This window comes from Hansschlegelia quercus (assembly GCF_004310425.1).
Classification (GTDB): domain Bacteria; phylum Pseudomonadota; class Alphaproteobacteria; order Rhizobiales; family Methylopilaceae; genus Methylopila; species Methylopila quercus.
Genome location: NZ_SIUB01000006.1, coordinates 132,240 through 154,333, shown reverse-complemented (window position 1 = coordinate 154,333; position 22,094 = coordinate 132,240). Strand labels below are relative to the sequence as shown.

Here is a 22,094-nt window from a genome sequence, read left to right as displayed (position 1 = left end):
TTCTTCCCCCCGGCGGCTCCTCGCGGGGGAGCCTTGGCGACGACGATAATACCGCCCACGCCGGAGCGATACGGGCCTTCGGAGCTTCACGGCTTTCTAACCATGACCGGGTGATCGTCTTGAGGATCACGCGTTCCGCGAAGGCCGCCGATGATGACGATGTCCCACGCCGCGACGCCAGAGCGCGGCGATCTCTGGGCCCTATCCGAGGGCGCGGGCATCGTCGTGCTGATCTGGGCGATCTTCGCCCTTGCGTCCGCGGTCCCGGAGTTTTCGAGCGTCGTTGAGAAGATGTCGACCGACGACGCCATGCGTCTCGTCGAGGTTCGGGACTGGCTCGGCGGGCAGGGCTGGTTCGACCTCACCCAGCGCCGGCTCAATCCGCCGGACGGCGTGATCATGCATTGGTCGCGGCTGATCGATCTGCCGATCGCGCTGCTGCTCAAGTTGTTCGGCCTCGCCATGCCCGGAGATCGCGCGCTCGCGGCCACGCTGACGCTCTGGCCGCTCATCCTTCTGCTGCCGGCGCTGCTCGCAGTGGCGTCCGCGAGCCGGACGCTTGCAGGCGATCGCGCGGGCGCCATCGGCGCCCTTCTGCTGGTGGCTTCGCCCGCCGTGACACGGTGCTTCGCGCCCGGCGCGCTGGACCATCACGGCGCGCAGATCGCGCTTGCTCTCATCCTGCTGGCCTGTGCGCTAAAGCTTGAGCGATCGAAAAAGGCCGCGATCGGCGCCGGTTGCGCGGCCGCAGCGATGACCGGCATTGGCATGGAGACCGCGCCGCACGTGGCGGTCTGCGCAACGATGATCGCGCTGCGCTGGGCCTTGGTTGGCGAAGGCCTCGCGAGGGGCGCCGCCCTGTTCGGCGCGACATTCGCGGGCGGAACGGTCGTCGTCGCGTTGACGACGCTGTCGGTCGAAAGCTGGCTGGCGCGCGTCTGCGATACGCTGGGGGCAGGCCATCTCGCCATCGCGATCGTAGGCGGCCTTGGACTGGCGCTCGCCACGCGCCTCGGAGGCGAAAGCCGGGCCTCGCGCCTGTTCGCCCTCGCTCAGGTCGGCTTGGCCACTGGCGCCGCTCTGTGGCTCGTCGCTCCCAACTGCCTCTCCTCGCCTTACGCGATGCTGCCTGAGCGGCTGCGGAGCGACTGGCTCGCGAAGGTGGAGGAGGCGCAGCCGTTCTTTGTGCTGACGCGCGACGCGCCCACGATGGCGCTCGCTATCGGAACGCCCCTGCTCGTATCGCTTGGCGTCGCGATCTGGGCGGTTGCGACGGCAAGCCGCGAGGTCTTCTGGGCAGTCGCGACCGCCTGCGCCATGTTCGCCGCGGCGCTCGCCGTGACCGCGTGGCAGTCGCGCGGGATGGGGCTCGCATTCGCGATGGCGGGGCCGCTATTGCCGATGGGGGCGCTAGCGTTCGGGCGCGGTGGCATGCCCCGCGTCCTTGCCGCCGTGGTGGCGCTGAGCCCGGTCGCGCTCGCGCTGCTCGGGCTCGGCGTCGCGACGCTCGCGGGCCTCCCACCGATTGACGGGAAGCGCGTGGCCTCCTCCTGCCCTTCAAGGGATTACGCATCGCTCGACGCGCTCCCGGCCGGGCTCGCGCTGAATACCGTCGACACCGGGCCTTTCATTCTGGCGTTCTCTCGGCTTTCCGCGGTGGCCGCGCCCTACCACCGGAACGTCGCAGGGATCAGCGACGCGCTCGACGCTTTCGAAGGCAGCGAGGAGGCGGCGCGCGCTGTGACGGTATCCCGTCGGGCGGCCTATGTGGTGGTCTGCCCGCTCGACGCAGGCGTCACGCCGGCGGCGAAGAGACATCCTGACGGGTTCGCCGCCGCGCTGTTGTCGTCGACTCCGCCTGCATGGCTCGCGCCGGTCGAACTTGCGCCGGACGCCAAGCTGCGCGCCTTCAGAGTGCTCGCCGGCGCGCCGCAGTAACGTCGAAGACGATGCTAGACGCTCAGTCGCGCGTCCAGCGCGCGCCTTCCATGCGCCTGCGCCCGGAACACGGGCGCGTGAAACGCCGTTTCGCTTCCGCGTCTTGCAGTTGCGGAAGGGTCGCGATGGATCAACGAGTGGAGACCGGGGAACGGCCGCAGCCTGACCGCGACCGGCGCGCGCCCGAGCGCAAAGAGCGCGACGTCCAGCAGCCGGCCGACGCGGCGGCGGGCGACGAGAAGAAGCCAAGCGCGCTTCGGCGCCATCCGCTGCTCTTCGCCGGAGCAGTCATCGGCGCTCTGCTGATCGCAGTCGCCGGCTACGCCTACTGGCAGATCTACGTTTATCCGTTCGAGACCACAGACGACGCCTTCGTCGACGCGCGCTCCTATGTCGTCGCGCCCAAGGTCTCCGGCTATGTCGTCGATGCGCTTGTCTCCGACAACCAGCATGTCGAGGCGGGCGCGGTGCTCTTCGAGATCGATAAGCGAGACTACGAGGTCGCCGTGACGCAGGCCCGTGCGCAGGTCGAGGCGGCGGAGGCTTCCGTCCAGAACGCCGACGCCCAGATCGCGGCGCAGCAGGCGCAGGTCGATGTGGCGAAGAGCCGTGTCGAGAATGCCGAGGCTTCGCTGAAGTTCGCGCAGGAGGACGCCTCCCGCTACAAGGATCTGGCGCAGACCGGCGCCGGCAGCGTCCAGCGCCAGCAGCAGACCAATACGACGCTTCTCCAGCAGCAATCGTCTCTCGCCGAGGCGAAGGCGGGCGTCGTCGCGGCGGACAAGCAGGTCGGTTCGCTCAAGGCTCAGCGTTCGAACGCGGTCGCGCAGCTCGATCAGGCGAAGGCGCGTCTCGCGCAAACCGAGCTCGACCTCGGCTACACCACAGTTCGCGCCGCCCAGCCCGGCCGCTTGGTGCGGTTTACCGGATCGAAGGGGCAGTTCGCTCAAGCTGGCGCGGGGCTGTCGAACTTCGTGCCGGACGAGATTTGGGTGACCGCGAACTTCAAGGAGACGCAGGTCACGGACATGCGGCCCGGTCAGGCGGTCGATCTGGAGATCGACGCTTACCCCGATCGCGACGTCAAAGGCCGGGTCGACTCGGTGCAACCGGGCTCAGGCACCGCGTTCAGCCTGCTGCCAGCGGAGAACGCCACCGGCAATTACGTGAAGGTCACGCAGCGCATTCCTGTGAAGATCGTCGTCGACAGATGGCCGGACGACGTCGCGATCGGACCCGGCATGTCGGTCGTGCCGACCGTCCACGTCAGATGAGCGAGGCCCCGGAAGCAGGGGCGGCAAAGAACCCCTGGGCGATCGCCATCGTCGTCGCGCTCGCGACCTTCATGGAGGTGCTCGACACCACCATCGCGAACGTCGCGTTGCGCTACATCTCCGGCGGGCTCGCGGTCGGGCCGGATGAAGCGGCGTGGGTGGTGACGAGCTATCTCGTCGCGAATGCGATCGCGCTCACGGCTTCGAGCTTCCTTGCCAAGCGCTACGGCCGGAAGCTGTTCTTCATGGCGAGCGTGACGCTGTTCACAATCGCCTCGATCGCCTGCGGCTTCGCGTGGAGCCTCGAGTCTCTACTGTTCTTCCGCGTCCTGCAGGGGCTCGGCGGAGGGGGCATGGCGCCGCTAGCGCAGTCCATCCTGGCCGACGCTTTCCCGCCCGAGAAACGCGGGCAGGCCTTCGCGCTCTACGGGGTCGCCATCGTGGTCGCGCCGGTCGTCGGCCCGACGCTCGGCGGCTGGCTGTCCGACAACGTCTCCTGGCACTGGTGCTTCCTGATCAACGGCCCGATCGGCGTCGTCGCCTTGTTGCTGATGGGGTGGCTGCTGCAGGATTCGAAGGCCGCGATCGAGGAGCGCGAGCGCCTGAAGGAGGAAGGCGTGCGCTTCGACGTCGTCGGCTTCCTGCTGGTCGCCACCTTCCTCGGTTCGCTCGAGGTCGTCCTCGACGAGGGGCTACGCGAGGACTGGTTCGACTCGACGCTGATCGTGACCTTCACGACGATCGGCGCCGCCGCCTTCGTGCTGATGTTCCCTTGGCTGCTCACGAGGAAGAACCCGGCGGTCGACCTGACGTTGCTCAAGAGCCGGCAGTTCGCTTCCTGCTTCGTGGTGATGCTCGGCACCGGGGCGATCCTGATCTCGACCACGCAGTTCGTGCCGCAGATCGTGCAGGAGCTCTATGGCTACACCGCCACCCTCGCGGGGCTTTCGCTCGCGCCGGGAGGCGTCGTCACCGTTTGCATGATGGTGCTGGCGGGCCGGCTTTCAGGGAAAGTGCCCGCGAAGTGGATGATCGCCTCGGGGGCGGCAATCATCACGGTCGGGATGTATCACCTCACCTCGCTCTACGCAGATTCCACCTTCTGGTTCTTCGCAAGCGCGCGCATGTGGGTCGGAGCCGGGCTGCCGCTCGTGTTCCTGTCGATCACGGCGGCCTCCTATATCGGCATCAAGCCCGACCAGACCGATCAGGCCTCGGCGCAGATCAACATGGCCCGCAATGTCGGCGGCTCGATCGGCGTGTGCGTCGCGCAGAACGTGCTCGCTCACCGTGAGCAGTTCCACCAGACCCGGCTGGTCGAGCACATCGATCTCGCCAACCCCGCCTATCAGGAGGCGATGCGCGCGGCGACGCAGGCTTTCGCGGCGCGCGGCGGCGGGGACGCAAGCGGTCAAGCGATGTCGTGGATCGCCAACCAGGTGCAGTCGCAGGTCACTTTCTGGGCCTACATCGACGTGTTCTTCGTCCTCGGCCTGATGTCGGCCGCGATGATCCCGCTCGCGATGATCCTGCGGAGCGCAAAGGCGAAACCCGCGCACTGACTTCCGATCCGCACGCGCCGTCCCCATCTTCGGGGCCGAAAAGGATCGCGACCCATGACGACGCTCTCAGTTCTCGACCTCGCTTTCGTGCCGGAAGGCGGCGAGCCCGCAGACGCTCTGCGGAATTCAGCCGATCTCGCCCGCCATGCGGAGCGGCTGGGCTACCGCCGGTTCTGGATGGCGGAGCATCACAACATGGTCGGCGTCGCCTCCGCCGCGACCGCGGTCGCGCTCGGCTACGTCGCCGGAAAAACCTCGACCATCCGCATCGGCGCGGGCGGCGTGATGCTGCCGAACCATTCGCCGCTGGTGATCGCCGAGCAGTTCGGCACGCTCGCCACGCTCTATCCCGGCCGGGTCGATCTCGGCCTCGGCCGCGCGCCCGGCACCGACGGACAGACGCTGCGCGCCCTGAGGCGCGACCATTCCTCCGCCGACAATTTCCCGCGCGACGTTCTGGAGCTGCAGGCGCTGCTCGCGCCGGCCGGCGACAACCAGGTGATCCAGGCCGTGCCGGGCGCGGGCACCAATGTGCCGCTCTTCATTCTTGGCTCCAGCCTGTTCGGCGCGGAGCTCGCCGCCATGCTCGGCCTGCCTTACGCCTTCGCCTCACATTTCGCGCCGCAAGCGCTCGACGAGGCCGTCGCGCTCTATCGGGCGCGGTTCGAGCCTTCAGCCCAACTCGCGCGGCCTCACGTGATCGTTGGCGTCAACGCTGTCGCGGCCGAGACGGACGCCGAGGCCCGGCGGCTGTTCACCTCCGCCCAGCAGCAGTTCACCCGCATGGTGCGGGGGACCCGCGGAAAGCTGCCTGCCCCGATCGATGACATTGAGGCGTACTGGACGCCGCGTGAGAAGGCGCATGTCCATTCGATGCTTTCCTGCGCAGTCGTCGGCTCCGCCGAAACGGTCGCCCGCGGCCTCGACGCGCTGGTCGAACGCACCGGCGCGGACGAGTTCATCGTCGCCGCCGCGATCTACGATCACGCGGCGCGGCTGCGCTCCTACGGGCTGGTCGCGGAGGCGATGGAGGAGACGGCGCGGCCGCTGACGGCCAGCGCCTAGCGCCGTCCGATCAGCCGTGTCGCCGCCACGTAAATGACGCCCGCGGCCAGCAGGCTGGGGATCGTGGCGCCAAGATCGGGCGCGAGATTGCTGATCGCCTGGTACACGGCGATGCCCGCGACCCACGCCCCGAGACCTGCGAGACCGAAGCCGCCGGCGTACCAATAGGCGCCGCCTCGCCGGTCGATCTCCGCAGCCTCGATCCGCCGCTTGCGGACGATGAAGTGGTCAGCCAGCGCGACGCCGAACAGCGGCGCGAAGACCGAGCCGATCAGCAGCAGGAAGCTTTCATACTGCCCGAGCGGCAGGAAGAGCGCGATCAACGTGCAGACGACGCCGACGCCGATCGCGAGCGGCCGAACCGGCGCCCGCGTGAGAGCGCCGCCGGAGACCGCGGCCGAATGGATGTCGGCGAAGGCGTTGTCGGTCTCGTCGAGCAGGATCAGCAGCAGCGCGAGCCCAGCGCCGGCCGAGGCGAGCGTGGTCGCGAGCGAGGCTTCGCCGCCGGAGGCCAGCGCCCAGGTCGCGCCGAGCCCGTAGAACCAGACGTTGGCGACGAAATAGCCGAGCGCCGCGCCGCGGAAGGTGCCCCCGGCCGAGCGGCCGAAACGGGTATAGTCGGCGATCAGCGGCAGCCAGGAAAGCGGCATGGCGGCCGCGAGATCGACGGCGGCCCCAAAGCCCATGCCGCCGGTTCCGGGCCGGGACAGCAGTTCGGAAAGGTCGTGATTCGCGAGCAGCGCGTAGGTGAGCCACGCGGCGGCCGCGAGGATGAGGTAAAGCCCCCACGCCCGCAGGAAACGGCGCACGAAGGAGACCGGGCCGCCGGCGGCGAGCAACGTCGCGAGCGCGCCGAACAGCACGGTCCAGACCATCGGCGCCGAGACGCCGACGACGCGGCTCGCCAGCGTGTCCGCGGCGTCGCTCATCACGATGATCTCGAATGAGCCCCAGCCCACGAGCTGGACGACATTGAGGACAGTCGGCAGCGATGCGCCGCGAATGCCGAGCGCCGGCCGCAGCGCGGCCATGGAGGAGAGGCCGGTGTCCGCGCCGACGACGCCAGCGGAGGCAAGCAGCGTTACGCCGATCGCCGTGCCGCAGACGATCGCGGCGAAGGCGGCGCTGAGGCTGAGCGCCGGCACGAGCAGCGCACCCGCCTGCAGCACGAGCAGGCCGACGCCGAGCGAGAACCACAGCGCGAAGGCGTCGCCGCCGGCGAAGGCGCGGCCTTCCCGCGAGATCGGAACGAGCGGATCGTAGGCGGCGGCTTCCTGCACGGACGTCTTCTCCCCCGGCTTGTCGCTCAGCCGAGCGGGGCCGGCGCCGCAGGGCATCGTCAGCCCATACTGCACGAGCGCGCGCTATGCGAGCGTGTCGCGCCGTCTGTCGACAGAGATCAGGCCGTCCGTTTGCGCGTCGTGAAGATGTCGGCGAGCGGCCGTCCGTCCTTCGCGCCTTCCACCGCCATCCAGTGGGCGACGGTCTCAGCCCCGCTTCGCAGGCCGCGGACGGTGAGGCGGATGCGCTCGCCAGGCTCGATGTTGCCGTGAAACGCGACGTCGCGCGAACGCGTCGCCATCGTCGGCGCGACGTCGAGCAACTCCCACTCCGCGCGGTCCGCGAACGCCTGGTACGAGGCGCAATAGAGCAGGCCGGCGCCGTTGAAGTCCTGGCTCGGGCAGGGCCGGAAGATCGCGGACGGCCCGTGTAAGCCCTCCGCTCGCTCGAAACCCAGATGCGTCTTCCAATCTCCGCGCAGCTTGGCGGCAAGCCGCAACACCAAAAGATCGGCGCCTTGAGCAGCGTCGGGGATTTCGGGCAGCGTCACCCGGGCGATGGAGCGGTTGCGGCCGGCCTGCTCGCGGCGAACGAAGGTCGAGAGCAGCTCCACGGCGCCCATCGCCGCGCCATTCTTCATCAGAACGTGCCGGCTGGCGATGCGAGGGCGGGAGGCTTGCGCCAGTTCGGAGACGATCTCCAGGCGGTCGTGCTCCTCGAATACGTTCAGCCTGAGCCCTTCGGCGCTGGCCGCGCAAAAAGCCGCGTAGACCTTTGCGCCGGTTTCGTCGCGAAATTCCGGGCGGTCTTTCCCGGCGAGATCGGCGATCAGCCGCCAGTGCAGCCCGCCGCACTCTTTCAGCAGCCACGTCTCGGAAAGTCCGCCGAGGCAGAGCTCCGGCATGCCCAGCAGGAAGGCGCTCGTCCGGCGCGCCCCGTGAACCGGTTCGGCCTCGAGACGGGCAGGATCGACTGAGATGGTCATCAGACGGCGAGCCCGAGCGCGGGGCGGCGCATGGATAGCCGCTCCGCGATCTTGGAGACGACGTGCTCCGCGTCCTTTCCAACCGCGCCGAATCGGCCGGAGCCCCAGGTGTTGAGCCAGGGCAGGCCGATGAACGAGACGCCCTCTTCGGTCGTCACGCCGCGCTTGTGCATCGGCCGCCCAGCGCCGTTGAAAACGCTGGCGTCCAGCCATTTGAAGTCCGGCAGGAAGCCGATGCACCAGACGATCGAGGTGATGCCTGAGCCTTCGAGCTCAAGCGTTCCGCGCTCCGCCTCCGGCTCCCAGACCGGCTCATAGACGGAGGGCGGCGGGGCCTCGACGCCCGTCTCGGCGATGTGCTTGTCGATCGCGGCGTTGATGCCGTTGTAGGTCTTGTCCGCGAAGGCGAGGCTCTCGGCGAGGTTCTCGCGGAACTTGAGGCGGCCGTCCGAAAAGTCCTCCAGCACGCCGTAGAGCTCCATCCCCTCCTTGGCGAAGCGGCGGAGGTCGATGTCGCGCCCGCCGTCGCGGCCGGTGACGTAATGGTTGGTGTTGTCGCGCACGCCCTCGCGAAGCGGGTGCTCGTCGACGGTCATCTCGTAATAGCCCATGTCGGCGAGCCAGGTGACGACGTCGCGGCCGCGGTAGAACCGGGCGCAGCGGGGCGCCTGGCCGACCGCCAGATGCACTTTGCGGCCCGCGAGATGCAGATCCTCCGCGATCTGCGCGCCGGACTGGCCGGAGCCGGCCACCAGCACGCCGCCCTCGGGCAGTTGCTGCGGATTGCGATACTGCTCGGAATGGATCTGGGCGATCGTCGCGGGCAGCCGCTCGGCCATGCGCGGCACGATCGGGATGGTGTAGCCGCCGGAGGCCACCACGATCTCGGCGGCGGTATAGTCGCCTTCAGAGGTCGTGACCATGAAGCCGCCTTCCGGGCGTTTCGTCACCCGGTCGACCGAGACGCCTTCTCGGATCGGCGGCGCGACCTTGGCGACGAAGGCCCGGACGTAGGCGACGATCTCATCCTTCACCATGAAGCCGTCGGGATCCGGCCCGTTATAGGGGTGGCCGGGCAGGTCGCACTGCCAGTTCGGGGTCACCAGGCAGAACGTGTCCCAGCGCGCGTCGCTCCAGACATGGCCCGCGGTCTTTCGCTCGAAAACCAGATGGTCGATCCGGCGCTGTTTCAGCCAGTAGCTCGTCGAGATCCCGGCCTGACCGCCGCCAACGACGACCACGCTGACATGTTCTTTTGCAGCGTCGCTCATGACGTGCGCTCCGTTCAGATTTCGAAGGATTCGACGGCGACGCGCGGGTCGGGCGCGGCGGAAAAGCCCTTGGCCGCGCTCTCGATACGGGCGAGCTGGCCGAGCGCGCGCGAGCAGGGGAAGCCATAGAGCTTCTCGACCCTGTCGCTCGCGATCGTCAGGGACGTGCGGACGCGCGCGAGAAAATCGTCCAGCGGGTAGCTCTCGCCGGCCGTCATATGCTCGCGCACCACGAGCGAGGGCGAGTAACAGCTCTCCTGCCGTCCGTCGGGCCAGCGGATGGTGAAGCGCATCTCAGGCATGGGCGACCTCCGCAAGGCGGGCGTAGACGTCGAGATGCGCGCGCGCAGCTTCAGCCCAGCCGTGACGGGCGGCGACGACCGGCCCGCGCTCGGATAGGCGCGAGCGCACCGGCTCCGACAGCGCGATCATCATGGCGTCGGCGATCGAGCGCGGGCTTTTGGGGTCGCACCAGACGACGTCGCGCTCGCCGAGATATTCGGTGAAGGGCGCGATGCGCGACGCGACGACGGGCAGGCCGGTCGCCATCGCCTCAAGCACGACGAGCCCGAAACCTTCCTTGATCGAGGGGAAGGCCAGCATGTCGGCGAGCCTGTAGAGAGCCGGCATGTCGGCGTCAGGGAGCGGGCCGGTGAGGACGAGCGCTTCGGCTGGCAGTCCGCTCGCGACGAAGGCGGCGCCGAACGCGGCGCGATAGGCGTCGTGGTCGAGCACAGAAGCGCCGCCTGCGACGACGAGCTGCGCGCGCTCGTGGAGCTTGCGGAATTGCTGGAACGCCTCGAGCAACGCCATGGTGTTCTTGCGCGCCTCGACGCCGCCCACGGCGAGCACGATCGGGCCGACGCCTAGCCCGAGACGCGCGCGCAGCAAGGGTTCGCGCCCGTCCGGCTCGGCGCGGAAGCGGGCGAGATCGATGCCGTTGCCGACGAGCGTCGCGCCGAGGCCGAAGCGGGCGCGGAGCTGTTCGCGCCACAGCCGGCTCACGACGAAGCGGGCGTCGGAGGTCGTGACGGACCGGTCCTGCAGCGCCGCAAGACGCAGATCAGCGAAATCGTCGAGATGATGGACCGTGCGGGCGAAGCGCGAGATCGCGCCTTCGGTCTTCAACGTCGCGAGCGCGTTGCCGGAGATGCCGTCCTGCGCGTGGAATACGTCGAACCGGCGGGCGGCCGGAGCCTCGAAATGCCTGACATAGTCGGCGACGCGTGAGGTCACGAGCGCGGTCGTGTCGCCCTCAACCGCGGCTGCCTTCACGCTCACTGTCTGGAACGCTGTTTGCCGAAAGAAGCCGGCCCCTTCCGGGTCGGGCGCGTGCACCACGGGATCGTGACCCAGCTCGGCTAGCGCGGCCGCGAGTTCGAGCGCATGCACGACGCCGCCGCGCGGGTTGACGGAATGGCACAGCAGCGCGACGCGCATCTTCGGATAGGCGCTCATGCCAGCGCTCGATCCGACGCGCAGCCGATCAGCGGGCGTTCCCCGAAGTCCCAGACGGTCGCCCGATGTCCGTCGGCTGCGATCTCGACCTTTCCGCCCCGATTGACCGCGCCGATATCGGCGGCGGCGATCCCTCGGCGGCCGAAGAGGTCGACGACCTTTGAGATATTGTCCGGCGCGACTGCGAGCAAATAGCCGAAGCTCGGGAAACTCCGAAGCCAGCGGTCCATCACGACGCTTTCGGGGTGCGGGATGCAAGCAAGATCGATCTCGATCCCGACGCCGGAACATTCGGCGAGCATGGCGGCGGTGCCGACGACGCCGGCCTGGCTGATGTCCTTCGCCGCGCGGCAAAGACCCGCTTCCGCAATCGCGGGCAACAAAGCGAGGTCGCCTCGCAGGCGCTCGGCGGGCGCGTCGGTCGCGGCCTCCCAATTGTCGAAAGGCTCGCGGTAGCGGCCGCGCAGGTCGATCGCAGCGATCAGCCGGTCGCCAGGCCTCGCGTCGAAACTCGTCAGCAGCGCCTTGGCGCGGCCGAGCACGGCGACAGAGAGCTGCCCGCGGTCGCAGTCGAGATTGGTGTGGCCGCCGACGATCGGCACGCCGTAGCGCTCGGCCGCCACGCGCATGCCTTCCAAGACCGGCGCGGCCTTGTCCTCGCCCGCAGCCCAGATGGCGTCGACGATTGCAATCGGGCGGCCGCCCATAGCGGCGACGTCGGAAAGGTTGACCATCACGCCGCACCAGCCAGCGAACCAGGGGTCGCGTTCGACGAAGGCGTTCATGAAGCCTTCGATCGCGAGCAGCAGGAAGCCGTCCTCCTGCGGGATCGCGGCGCAATCGTCGCCGACCGGCACGACGGACGAGCCGGACAGGCCGAGCCTTTCAGCCGCTCGGGCGACGTCGGCTTTCGCCGCCATACCCGCGCCGGCCCTGATCGTCTCCGCCAGTTCGTCGACGTCGATCGTCACGCCGCGGCCCTCCGCGCGAGCGTCAGAAAACCGGCCTCCGGCGTGAGGAACGGCGGATAGAAGGAGAGGTCCGCCTCCATCTTGAGGTGGGGGCGGCCGTGGATCTCCATCTCCTCCAGAACCCGCCACTTCAGCCGGCGGAACAGCGGCCCGTTCTGCGCCTGCACATGAGCGTAGAAGCGCTCGCAGCCGCGGGCGTGGGCCGAGGACACCGCGAGTCGGATGAGGGCCGCGCCCAGCGCGCCAACGCGGCGGTGGTCGGCGGCGACGGCGAGGCGCGAGCCCCACCACACGCCGGGGCTCTCTTCGTGGATGCGAACCGTGCCGACGACCGCGTCATGGGCGATGACGAGCGAGGACATCGCGACCAGCGGGATCGCGATCTCGTCGATCGCGTCGCGGTCGTGCCCCTCGAAGATTTTCTGCTCCTCACAGAACACCGCGCGGCGGAGCGCGGCCGCGCCGTTCTTCTCCCAGGCGCCGACCGCCCATTTGATCTGGTAGCCCGACGGCGTAAAGGGGACGACCGCGTCGAACATCATTGCGCGAGCCCCCGTTCGTAGGTCGCGAGCGCCGAGCAGGCGCCGCATTTCGCGCAGCCGGCCTTCACGTCGACGGCCTTAAGCCCGCTCGTCACCAGCATCCGCGACAACGGCCCAAGGATTGACGCCATGAACGCGGCGGAGGGCGTCGGATGGCTCTCGAGCGGCGTGCCGGAGATCGGCGTGAACGGCACCAAGAAGGGGTAGACGCCGATCGCGGTCAGTCGCTCGCAGATCCCGAGGAGCTCTTCACGCGTGTCGCCGAGCCCGGCGAGGATGTATGTCGACACCTGGCCGCGCCCGAACACCGGAACGGCGGCGGCGAAGGCCTCGAAATAGCGGTCGACCGAGACTGTCGCCTTACCCGGCATGATCCGCTGGCGCACCGGCTCGGACACCGCCTCCAGATGCATCCCCAGGGCGTCGGCGCCGGATTCGCGCAGGCGTCCGAACCAGGCATCGTCGTCCGGCGGCTCGCATTGGACCTGGACGGGCAGATTGACCCGCGCCTTCACGCCGGCCGCGCTTTCGGCCAGCACGGCCGCGCCGCGGTCTGAGCCCTTCGGCGTGCCGGTGGTCATGACCATGTGCTTGACGCCGTCGAGGCGGACGGCGGCTTCGGCGACCTCGCCGAGCTGTTCGGGCGTCTTGTGGGCGATGGTGCGTCCCGCCGCGAGCGACTGGCCTATCGCGCAGAACTGACAGGTTTTGGTGCGGCTCTGATAGCGGATGCAGGTCTGCAGCACCGTCGTCGCCAGCACGTCGCGCCCGTGCAACGTAGCGATGTGGGAGTAGGGCACGCCATCCGCGGTCGTCAGCCCGTAGAACTTCGGCGCGAGCGGAAACGAGACCTCGGCGATCGCCGCGCCGTCGCGGGTGATGCGGCTTCGGCCGAACGCGTCCGGCTTCTCGACGAGGTAGGGGCTCTCGAAGGCCGGCGCGGTGTGGACCGGCGCCATCACGGTCATGCCGTCGATGGTGATCGCCTTGTGGTCCGAAGGCCCCGCGCCGCCTCGGCGGCTGTTCGCGCCCGCGCTAGGGTCGACGAGCCGGACCCCGAAGGACTGCAACTCGTTGATCAGGTCCTCCGTCGCCAAGGTCGGGGAGGCTTCGCTGGTCATCGGCTTCATCGGGCATGCTCCCGGAGAAAGTGGTCTGCGCCGCACGCCGCGTTGCAGGCGATTGCGGCCGGTCGTCATGAATGAGGCTGAGCAGTTCGGGCCTGGCGTAGTGCCCGACGGAATCCATCATCCGCTTGCGCTTCAGGACGAGCGCAATGTCGAGATCGGCGACGAGAATGCCTTCGCCGGAGGTGAGCGGTTCGCCGAGCAGCGCGCCTTCGGGCGAGACGATCGCGGTGAAGCAGCCGCCGGTCAGCGCCTTGCGCAGCTTCTCGTCGGGCGAAATCTTTTCGCGCTGGGCGTCGGTCAGCCATCCCGTGGCGTTGACCACGAAGCAGCCGCTCTCGAGCGCGTGGTGACGGATCGTCACCTCCATCTGGTCGGCGAAGATCTGGCCGACCATGGACCCCGGAAACTGCGCCGCGTGAATCTCCTCGTGCGCCGCCATCAGCGCGTAGCGGGCGAGCGGGTTGTAGTGCTCCCAGCAGGCAAGCGCGCCGACGCGACCGACTTTGGTGTCGACGACCTTTAGCCCGGAGCCGTCGCCTTGGCCCCAGATCATCCGCTCGTGATAGGTCGGCGTGATCTTGCGGCGCTTGAGCTTCAGCGAGCCATCGGCGTCGATGACGAGCTGGGCGTTGTAGAGCGTGCCGTGGTCGCGCTCGTTGATCCCGAGCACGACGACGGTTCCGAGCCGCCGCGCGGCCGCGGCGACCGCGTCGATCTCCGGCCCCGGCGCCGTCGGCGCGTTCTCGTAGAGCCTTAAGTGCTCCGCGCCGATCGCGACCGGCGGGTGGACGAAGGAGAAGTACGGGTACCAGGGCATCAGCGTCTCGGGAAACACCACGAGATCCGCGCCCTTGCCCGCAGCTTCGTCGAGCGCGTTGAGGACGCGCGTCAGCGTGCCGGCGCCGTCCTCGAGGTCCGGCGCGATCTGCACAGCCGCGGCGCGGACGATGCGTCCTTCGGTCATCGCAATCTCCCTCCGCCCCGTTCGTCATCCCGGATCGACCTTTCGGCCGTCCGGGATGACGGCTGGATCAGAGCGTCCAGGTGTCGAGGATGAAGGCGTTATCCCGGCGGTGCAGAAGCACGACGTCGAGCACGTCCAGCGGGCTGATCGGGATGATGCCGTGGATCAGAGCGCCCTCGCCGTGGCCGTAGAGCGCCTGGAGAGCGAAGCGGCAGCAATAGACCTTGCCGCCGTCGGCGATGATCTTCTCGATGCGGGCGGTGTAGTTCTGGTGGCCGGGGAAGGCCTCGTCGCCGAGCTTCGGGAAGCCGCGCTGCACGCCGAGCGTGACGCCGGGGCCGTAGAGCAGCACCGAGGTCTCGAAGCCCTTCGCGATCAGGCGCGAGGCCTGCAGCAGGTTCACCAACCCAATCGAGCCTTCGAAGGCGACGGTGTGGAAGGTGACTAGGGCCTTCTCGCCCGGAGCGGCTTTGACGTCCTCGAAGACCTTCTGTTCGTAGTCGACGAGAAAGTCGCCCTTCTGGTTCGCGGGCTTCGTGACTGCAGGCATCGCGCTCTCCTCTCAGGTCGCGGACACAGCCGCGGAAACGTTCCGAGGAGGAGCAACGGGCGTGCCAAACCGTTAAATAGGAATGCGGTCATTATGAGTTTCATTATCCGGTCAATTTCGCAGTCAATTCGAAGCCTTAAATGCGAGTTCGAAGCAGCCGTCCTCTCGCGGCGCCACGAAGTTGATCCTTGGCAGCTCATCGGACGGGCGCCAATTTGACGGTATTGACAGTCCGCTCGACAGGAGGAGCAATCCAGTCAATATTCCGGTTGCATGCCGCCGATGAAGGACGCTCGTAGATGACCTGGAGCCCGGACCTGTCGCTGAGCGACAAGCCCCGCTATCTCGCCATCGCCGATTTGATCGCGGCCGACATCCGGTCCGGTCGGCTTGCCGTCGGCGACCGGCTGCCGCCCCAGCGCGCGCTCGCGAAGCGGATCAGGGTCGACTTCACAACGGTCGCGCGCGGCTATGTCGAGGCGCAGAAGCGCGGCCTCATCGCGTCGCGGGTGGGGCAGGGGACGTTCGTCGCGGGCGCGCCCAAGACGACGTCGCTGCGCGCCTCGGCGCGGCTGTCCGCCGACCTCTCGATGAACCTGCCGCCGGAGCCGTCGGACCCGGAGCTGCTCGATCTGATGCGGGCGGGCGTTACGGAAGTCTCGCGCGATATTGTGGCGCGGCTGCGCTATCAGGGATTCGGTGGGTCGCCTGCCGACAAGGACGCCGCCTCCGCCTGGCTCGGGCGCCGCGCTCTGGTGCCGACGCAGGACCGCGTGTTCGTGACGCCGGGAGCTCACGCCGCGCTGCTCGGCATTGTCGGCATTCTCGCAAAGCCCGGCGACGTCGTGCTGTGCGAGCGCGTCACCTATCCCGGAATCCGCGCGATCGCCGCGCAGCTTGGCGTCAGGCTGATCGGCCTTGAGATGGATGCTGACGGCGTGACACCGGACGCCCTGGGAGAGGCTTGCGAGCGCTTCAGGCCGAAAGCGGTCTACCTCAACCCGACGCTTCAAAACCCGACCACGCTGACGATCTCCGAGCCGCGGCGCGCGGCCCTCGCAGCCGTCGCGCGCGCCTACGAGCTGCCGATCGTGGAGGACGACGCCTATGGCTTCATCCCGACGCGAAAGATCTCGCCCTTCGCCGCCATTGCGCCCGACCTCACATGGCACGTCGCGGGCCTCGCCAAATGCATCGGCGCGGGCCTACGCGCGGCCTATATGGTGGCGCCGAGCGCGCGCGCCGCATGGCCCTTCGTCGCGGCGCTCAGGGCGGCCAACGTCATGGCGTCGCCCCTCACCGTGTCGCTTGCGACGGTCTGGATCGAGGATGGCACGGCCGACGCCATCCTTCGCTTCATCCGGGCGGAGACCGCGGCGCGCCAGAAGCTCGCGGCCGAGATCCTCCCGCGAGGCTCCTTCGTTTCCGATCCCTTGAGCTTCAATCTCTGGATCAATCTGCCGGCGCCATGGACGCGGTCGTCCTTCGTCGGCCATATGCGCGAAACCGGGATCGGCGTGGTCGCGAGCGACGTCTTTACCGTCGACGGCGCGCCGGCTGAGGCGGTCCGCGTCTGCATCGGCGGCCCATCGACCCGCACGGAGATCGCCGGCGCGCTCGACTTCATCGGCCATGCGCTCGAGGAGCCGCCGGAGCTCACCTCGTCGTACATTTGAGGCTCCCCCTGGCATGCCTATCGCGCCGGCCGCTCTTCTGACGCTCGTCGCCCTTCTCGCGCTCTCCGCATGCGCGACGGCGCGCCCGGAGAGTTCGGTCCGTGAGGAGTGCCGGGCAGACCCGGCCCCGCTTTCATGCGCCGGAGAGATGGACGCGGACGCGCAGCGGCGCCGCTAGCCCTGGCTCAATGTCCGGCGCGTTCGCATTCCCAAATCGGATGGAATGCCGTCTTCTATTATCCGCAATGCTGCCGAGAGCCTGGCGGAATGAATCGACCGCGCCGGTTGATGCTCGCTGCAGTCCAAGAAAGGCGTTCTAGCCAATGCTCGTCTTCGAGACGCTCTTGGTGCTGCTTCTCGGCGTCGTCGTGCTCTCCCTCATCGCGGAGCGGATGAACGCTCCCTATCCAGCCCTGCTGGCGATCACCGGCGCGCTGGCGGCTTTCCTGCCGAACGCGCCCCGGCTCGACCTGCCGCCGGAACTGATCCTGGCTCTGTTCGTCGCCCCTGTGTTGCTCGATGCAGCCTATGACACGTCGCTGCGCGACCTGCGCGCGAACTGGCGGCCGGTCGGCTCCCTTGTGCTGTTTGCGGTCGGACTGACGACCGCGGCAGTCGCCGCGGCGGCGCATTTCATCTTTCCAGATATACCATGGGGCGCCGCCGTCGCTCTCGGCGCTTTGCTCGCGCCGCCCGACGCGGTCGCTGCGCTCGCCGTTCTGCGCCAGGTCAGCCCGCCCTATCGGATTCGTAAGATACTGGAAGGCGAGAGCCTCCTGAACGACGCCTCGTCGCTTCTGATCTACAAGCTCGCCGTCGGCGCAGTCGCGGCCGGCGGGTTCAGCGTGACGACCGCCGTCCCGACCTTTGTGGTCGTCGTCTTCGGCAGCGCAGTCGTCGGCTGGCTTCTCGCGCGTCCGGTCAAGTGGCTCATCAACCAGATCGATGACGCGCCGACTTCGGTTATTCTCCAGTTCGTCAACACCTTCGGTCTTTGGTTGCTCGCTGAACATCTTGGCCTGTCGGCGGTCGTCACCACGGTCGTCTTCGGGCTGACGATCGCTCGCGGCAAAGGCGATGACCTCCCGGCGAGGCTTCGCGTGCCGTCCTTCGCGATATGGGAAGCCGTGACGTTCGTCCTGAACGCGGTGGCGTTCCTGGTCATCGGGCTACAGATCGGCCCGATCTTCGAGGCCCTGGCGCCCGGCCAGCGCTGGAGCTTCGGGCTCGCCGCACTCCTTATGCTGGGCTTGGTCGTAGGCGTGCGGCTCGCTTGGGTGATGCTCTACGCGGTGCGGGAGAGCAGGGCGGTCGCGCGTGAGAGCAAGACGCCCCGCCTCATGCCGCTCGGCGTGAAAGGCGGCGTCGTCATCGGATGGTCGGGCATGCGCGGCATCGTCTCGCTCGCCGCGGCCATGGCGCTGCCGACCGACTTTCCGTATCGCGACTTCATTCAACTCACGGCATTCGTGGTCGTGTTCGGCACGCTGGTGGTTCAAGGCCTGACGCTGAAGCCGCTGATCGCGGCGCTCCGTATTCCGCACGATGGCGGCGTTGACCATGAGGTCACTCTTGCCCGGCGGAAAGCGCTCAAGGCAGTGCTGGCGGGGTTTGAAGACGATCCGTCGCCCGCGGCTGCGCGGGTGCGTGAGGAGTACAGCGACGTCCTCAGCCGCGTGAAGGATGGGGAGGAGCCGGCGGACATGCCCCACAACGCGCTTCGCCGCCGCGCGGTCGCCGATGCGCGCCACGCGATAGCGGAATTGCGGAGATCCGGGGATATTGGCGACGACGCCTATCGACAGGTCGAGGCGGAGCTCGATCTGCTCGAACTGTCGACGCACGCGGCGTAGTCGGCGGTCCGCTCAGTTCTTAAAGGTGAGCTGCCCTTCATGGGCGTCGTTCACGTACTGGCTCGCGACGAACCATCCCTTGAGCGGCCGCAACGGCGGGATCATCGTGACGAGCAAAAGGGGCAGGGTCGTTACGGCGTGGACCCAGTAGGGCGCCTGATGAGCGATCTCGAGCCAGGTCGCGAAGCCGACTGACGGTAGGCACGCCAGGGTGATGGAGAAGAACGCCGGACCGTCAGCAGGGTCTGCGAATGAGTAGTCGAGGCCGCAGACTTCGCATCGCGGAGCGAGCTCCAGGAAGCCGTCGAACAGATTGCCCTCTCCGCAATGGGGACAACGGCCCATCATCGCGGCGCGCACGGGCTGGGACGTCTGTGGGTGGTCCGGCGCGGTCATCATGAAGCCTCCAGACCTCTCATATAGAGAGCCAACGGGACCCTGCTCCCATTGGGCGGCTTCGCGGGATTGGTCGAATTGTCCAAGCGCGCGTTGGGCGCACGTCCGTATCGGCGATACGGGCCGCGTCGCCGAAGCGCGAATCAGAAAGTTGCAGCGTTAGGCTAGCCTGATCTCGTCTTCCTTGACCATGCGCTCATGGCCTTCCGAAGCCGACTTCACCCGATACGCGGGCGGCAGATCTTCGCGATCGCCCGGGATCAACCGGACGACCTTGAAATTTGTGTTGGAGGGACGCTCGAACGTGCCGAACAGCCGCACGTCGTCGCCAACTTTGAACCGATGTTTTGCCATATCCGATTGTAGCACGGAAAGCGCGCCGGGCTCAGGTCTTTGAAGATTCATCCCCTGGGCCGGTGATCCCGCCGCCGGGCTGAGACTCGGATAGCGGATCGCTGGACGGAAACGTTTCTTCAAGGCTTTTATCGAGCCGGCTCTCTTCGCTTTCCGACTCGTCGCCAGAGCCCCGGATGTCCCGCTCCGCCTGCGCCCAATGCTCGTCCTCCTGACCCTCGGGCCGGCCCGCTTCTTCCCAAAGCTGGAAGGCGCGCTCTCTGATTTTCTGCGTCAGCTCGTCCATCGTCGCCACCTCATGTTGGAAAAATCGTCCAGCTCAATTCGAAGGCTTTGGCGCTTCCCCAGTGACCGGCCTTTTCGGCTGGGCGTGGTCGTCGGGTTTGCGCGTCGCATCCCGGTCTCCGGCCGGATTTGCGCTATCGACGCCGTTATTGTGGGAGTCACCCTGCGATGGGGCCATGGCGCCTTTGGCGTCATCCTTTACTTGCGATTTGCTCGAAGGCTTCGTCATCGCGGTCACTCCGGCTTGTCCGTCAATCGGGAAGGATCTTTCCGTCTCCCGCGACGTGGACGCTGCGTTCGCCGCCGTCGCCAGCGACCGTGATCTCGTAAGAGACGGTGTCGCCATTTTGTTCCGTCTGTGCACCGATGGCGCGCGCCTTCCCTCCTTCGGCGACGGAGATCGCCTGGAGAAGCGACGTCTTGGCCGAGCCGACTCCGTCTGGAGTGAGCCGGGTGACGTAGCTCTGCAGGATCTGGTTGGTCACGCCGATGACGTTGCCGGTATTGGCGTCGATGTTGAAGCGGGCGAGGCTTCCATCAGCCTTCAGGACGATGACCTCGTGCGAGCCGCCACCCTGTGCAAACGGCGAGAAAGTGGCTCCGACGGCGCGACCCTGTCCGCTCTTCTCCGCGATCTCTATCGCTTGCGGCATCCCGAGCCGCGACGCGTTCTGGCCCGAACGCGCTTCGTTTGAGAGCGTGCTCCGATCCGGCCCGGGACCTCCGGGCTCCTGCGCGCCGGCGGCGCCGCCGATCATGAGGATCGTGATGAGGCCCAGAGCAAATCGCATCTCGAATATCCCTGACGCGCCGGCGGCGGCTATCACCGCCGACAAAGGCTTTCCGAGATAAGCGTTTGGGCGCAGGCCCCGTTCCGTCGGCGCGACGAGAACGAATGTCGCGTCAGCCCACGGCGGCGTAGCCGTCGCGACGGGGGTCGCTCGCCGCAGCGTAGCCCTGTATCGACGGGTCGCCCATGCGCCAGATGAACTGGCCGGCGCCGAAATCCTGGTAGCTGTCGTCGATCACGCTCATCTCGTGCCCGCGCGCGCTCAGCGCCTCGACGGTCGCCTTCGGCATCGTGGCCTCGACGTTGATGTCGAGCCCTGCGTTGAACCGCCAGCGCGGCGCATCGCACGCGGCCTGAGGATTCTGCCCGAAGTCGATCATCCGCATCAGCGTCTGCACATGGCCCTGCGGCTGCATGTTGCCGCCCATCACGCCGAAGCTCATCACCGGCTGGCCGTCCTTGGTGAGGAAGCCCGGGATGATGGTCTGGAACGGCCGCTTGCCCGGCGCGACGACATTCGGATGCGCGGGGTCGAGGTGGAAGCCGTAGCCGCGGTTCTGCAGCGACAGGCCCCATTCCGGCAGGCAAATTCCTGAGCCGAACCCCATGAAATTTGACTGGATGAAGCTCACCATCATGCCGCTCTCGTCGGCGGCAGTAAGGTAGATGGTGCCGCCCTTCACCGGGTTGCGCGCCGCGAACTTCTGGGCCCGCCGGGGATCGATCAGCTTAGCGGCTTCAACCAGGTGCGAGTCGTCCAGCAACTGCGCCGGCGTAACCTTCATATGCGCGAGGTCCGTGACATGCGCGTAGGTGTCGGCGAAAGCGAGCTTCATCGCCTCGATCGCGAGATGCTGTGCGTCGACGCCGTCCGCGGCGAGCTCCTTCAGATCGAAGTTTTGCAGGATGCCGAGCGCGATCAGCGCCGCGATGCCCTGACCGTTCGGGGGAATCTCGTGGACGGTGTAGCCGCGGTAGTTCTTGGAGATCGGCTCCACCCATTCGGGCTGGAAGGCTGAGAGATCGGCGGCCGTCATCGAACCGCCGTTCTCGCGCGCATGACGCTCCAGGGCCTCCGCGATCTCGCCGCCATAGAGCGCTGCGCCCTTGGTCTCGGCGATCGCCCGCAGCATCCGCGCCGCGCCGGGAAGCGTCACCAGCTCGCCGACCTCGGGCGGACGACCGCGGGGCAGGAACAGCTCGGCGAAGCCCGGCTGTTTCACGAGATCGGGCACCCCCGCGGCGGCCGCCCATTTGCCCTGCACGACGGTCGGCGCGAGATAGCCGCGCTCCGCGATCTCGATCGCTGGCTCGAACAGGTCGGCGAAAGGCAGCTTGCCGAACCGCTCGCTGAGCGCGACCCAGCAGCCGACCGCGCCGGGTACGGTGACGGAATCCCAGCCGCGCATCGGCGGGCGCTCCCGCCCCTCGCCATATTTCCGCGTGAAGTAGTCCGGCGTCCAGGCGGCCGGCGCGCCGCCGGAGCCGTTCAGGCCGTGAAGCTCCTTGCCGTCCCACAGGATGCAATAGGCGTCGGAGCCGAGGCCGTTGCTGCACGGCTCGACCAGCGCCATGACGGCGGCCGCCGCGATTGCGGCGTCAACCGCGTTGCCGCCCCGCCAGATCGTCTTCAACCCGGCCTGCGCGCCGAGCGGATGCGAGGTCGAGACCACGTTGCGCCCGAACATGGGCATGCGGCGCGAAGGATAGCCGGCGGTCCAGTCGAACCCGTTCGTCATGGTCGCTGTC

Annotated in this window: 21 protein-coding genes; 6 read left to right on the top strand and 15 right to left on the bottom strand. The window is 67.9% G+C overall.

Going from position 1 to position 22,094, the window contains the following annotated elements:
- Positions 1–150 precede the first annotated feature (150 nt).
- From EYR15_RS13050 to EYR15_RS13035, 4 genes are all read left to right on the top strand, one after another.
- Complete coding sequence (locus EYR15_RS13050) at positions 151–1,938, top strand: hypothetical protein (protein ID WP_131003988.1); 1,788 nt, start codon at positions 151–153, stop codon at positions 1,936–1,938.
- Between the two features lie 125 nt (positions 1,939–2,063).
- Positions 2,064–3,212, top strand: coding sequence for an HlyD family secretion protein (locus tag EYR15_RS13045; protein ID WP_131003987.1), 1,149 nt, complete (start codon positions 2,064–2,066; stop codon positions 3,210–3,212).
- On the top strand, positions 3,209–4,774 hold the full coding sequence (locus EYR15_RS13040; RefSeq protein ID WP_131003986.1) for a DHA2 family efflux MFS transporter permease subunit: 1,566 nt from the start codon (positions 3,209–3,211) through the stop codon (positions 4,772–4,774). Before EYR15_RS13045 ends, EYR15_RS13040 begins: the two co-directional genes overlap by 4 nt.
- 54 nt (positions 4,775–4,828) lie before the next feature.
- Positions 4,829–5,839, top strand: coding sequence for an LLM class flavin-dependent oxidoreductase (locus EYR15_RS13035; RefSeq protein WP_131003985.1), 1,011 nt, complete (start codon positions 4,829–4,831; stop codon positions 5,837–5,839).
- Here EYR15_RS13035 and cytX read toward each other — a convergent pair.
- From cytX to EYR15_RS12985, 10 genes are all read right to left on the bottom strand, one after another.
- A complete protein-coding gene (gene cytX, locus EYR15_RS13030; RefSeq protein ID WP_245498306.1) occupies positions 5,836–7,119 on the bottom strand; it encodes a putative hydroxymethylpyrimidine transporter CytX in 1,284 nt (427 codons plus the stop codon). The genes EYR15_RS13035 and cytX overlap by 4 nt on opposite strands.
- Before the next feature lie 119 nt (positions 7,120–7,238).
- Positions 7,239–8,105 carry a Pnap_2097 family protein gene (locus EYR15_RS13025; RefSeq protein ID WP_131003984.1) on the bottom strand — a complete coding sequence of 289 codons (867 nt, stop codon included), beginning with the start codon at positions 8,103–8,105 and terminating at the stop codon, positions 7,239–7,241.
- On the bottom strand, positions 8,105–9,376 hold the full coding sequence (locus EYR15_RS13020; protein ID WP_131003983.1) for an MSMEG_0569 family flavin-dependent oxidoreductase: 1,272 nt from the start codon (positions 9,374–9,376) through the stop codon (positions 8,105–8,107). The genes EYR15_RS13025 and EYR15_RS13020 overlap by 1 nt, the downstream gene beginning before the upstream one ends.
- 14 nt (positions 9,377–9,390) lie before the next feature.
- Positions 9,391–9,678 carry an MSMEG_0570 family nitrogen starvation response protein gene (locus EYR15_RS13015; RefSeq protein WP_131003982.1) on the bottom strand — a complete coding sequence of 96 codons (288 nt, stop codon included), beginning with the start codon at positions 9,676–9,678 and terminating at the stop codon, positions 9,391–9,393.
- Positions 9,671–10,834: an MSMEG_0565 family glycosyltransferase gene (locus tag EYR15_RS13010; RefSeq protein WP_131003981.1), complete on the bottom strand. Its 1,164-nt coding sequence runs from the start codon at positions 10,832–10,834 to the stop codon at positions 9,671–9,673. Before EYR15_RS13010 ends, EYR15_RS13015 begins: the two co-directional genes overlap by 8 nt.
- A complete protein-coding gene (locus EYR15_RS13005; RefSeq protein ID WP_245498315.1) occupies positions 10,831–11,754 on the bottom strand; it encodes a sll0787 family AIR synthase-like protein in 924 nt (307 codons plus the stop codon). Before EYR15_RS13005 ends, EYR15_RS13010 begins: the two co-directional genes overlap by 4 nt.
- Before the next feature lie 47 nt (positions 11,755–11,801).
- Positions 11,802–12,347: an MSMEG_0567/Sll0786 family nitrogen starvation N-acetyltransferase gene (locus EYR15_RS13000; protein WP_131003979.1), complete on the bottom strand. Its 546-nt coding sequence runs from the start codon at positions 12,345–12,347 to the stop codon at positions 11,802–11,804.
- Positions 12,344–13,477, bottom strand: a complete 1,134-nt coding sequence (locus EYR15_RS12995) for an MSMEG_0568 family radical SAM protein (RefSeq protein WP_131003978.1) — start codon at positions 13,475–13,477, stop codon at positions 12,344–12,346. The genes EYR15_RS13000 and EYR15_RS12995 overlap by 4 nt, the downstream gene beginning before the upstream one ends.
- On the bottom strand, positions 13,383–14,441 hold the full coding sequence (locus tag EYR15_RS12990) for a Nit6803 family nitrilase (protein ID WP_131003977.1): 1,059 nt from the start codon (positions 14,439–14,441) through the stop codon (positions 13,383–13,385). Before EYR15_RS12990 ends, EYR15_RS12995 begins: the two co-directional genes overlap by 95 nt.
- Positions 14,442–14,508: 67 nt before the next feature.
- The gene (locus EYR15_RS12985) at positions 14,509–14,991 is read right to left on the bottom strand and encodes an MSMEG_0572/Sll0783 family nitrogen starvation response protein (protein WP_131003976.1); all 483 of its coding nucleotides are present in this window, start codon (positions 14,989–14,991) and stop codon (positions 14,509–14,511) included.
- Between the two features lie 299 nt (positions 14,992–15,290).
- Here EYR15_RS12985 and EYR15_RS12980 point away from each other — a divergent pair, with 299 nt between their 5' ends.
- Both EYR15_RS12980 and EYR15_RS12975 read left to right on the top strand, forming a co-directional pair.
- Positions 15,291–16,667: an aminotransferase-like domain-containing protein gene (locus EYR15_RS12980; RefSeq protein ID WP_131003975.1), complete on the top strand. Its 1,377-nt coding sequence runs from the start codon at positions 15,291–15,293 to the stop codon at positions 16,665–16,667.
- A gap of 323 nt (positions 16,668–16,990) precedes the next feature.
- Positions 16,991–18,520 carry a cation:proton antiporter gene (locus EYR15_RS12975; RefSeq protein ID WP_131003974.1) on the top strand — a complete coding sequence of 510 codons (1,530 nt, stop codon included), beginning with the start codon at positions 16,991–16,993 and terminating at the stop codon, positions 18,518–18,520.
- A gap of 12 nt (positions 18,521–18,532) precedes the next feature.
- On the opposite strand, the gene EYR15_RS12970 is transcribed toward EYR15_RS12975, so the two are convergent.
- From EYR15_RS12970 to EYR15_RS12955, 5 genes are all read right to left on the bottom strand, one after another.
- Positions 18,533–18,916 carry a DUF983 domain-containing protein gene (locus EYR15_RS12970; RefSeq protein ID WP_205741650.1) on the bottom strand — a complete coding sequence of 128 codons (384 nt, stop codon included), beginning with the start codon at positions 18,914–18,916 and terminating at the stop codon, positions 18,533–18,535.
- Between the two features lie 159 nt (positions 18,917–19,075).
- The gene (locus EYR15_RS17000) at positions 19,076–19,237 is read right to left on the bottom strand and encodes a hypothetical protein (RefSeq protein ID WP_165455498.1); all 162 of its coding nucleotides are present in this window, start codon (positions 19,235–19,237) and stop codon (positions 19,076–19,078) included.
- Between the two features lie 64 nt (positions 19,238–19,301).
- Entirely contained in the window at positions 19,302–19,556 is a 255-nt protein-coding gene (locus tag EYR15_RS12965) for a DUF2934 domain-containing protein (protein WP_131003972.1), read from the bottom strand.
- A gap of 250 nt (positions 19,557–19,806) precedes the next feature.
- Positions 19,807–20,346, bottom strand: a complete 540-nt coding sequence (locus EYR15_RS12960; protein ID WP_131003971.1) for a PepSY domain-containing protein — start codon at positions 20,344–20,346, stop codon at positions 19,807–19,809.
- Positions 20,347–20,458: 112 nt separating this feature from the next.
- Positions 20,459–22,084 (bottom strand): gamma-glutamyltransferase family protein, encoded by a 1,626-nt coding sequence (locus EYR15_RS12955; RefSeq protein ID WP_131003970.1) that lies wholly within the window; start codon positions 22,082–22,084, stop codon positions 20,459–20,461.
- Between the last annotated feature and the right edge of the window lie 10 nt (positions 22,085–22,094).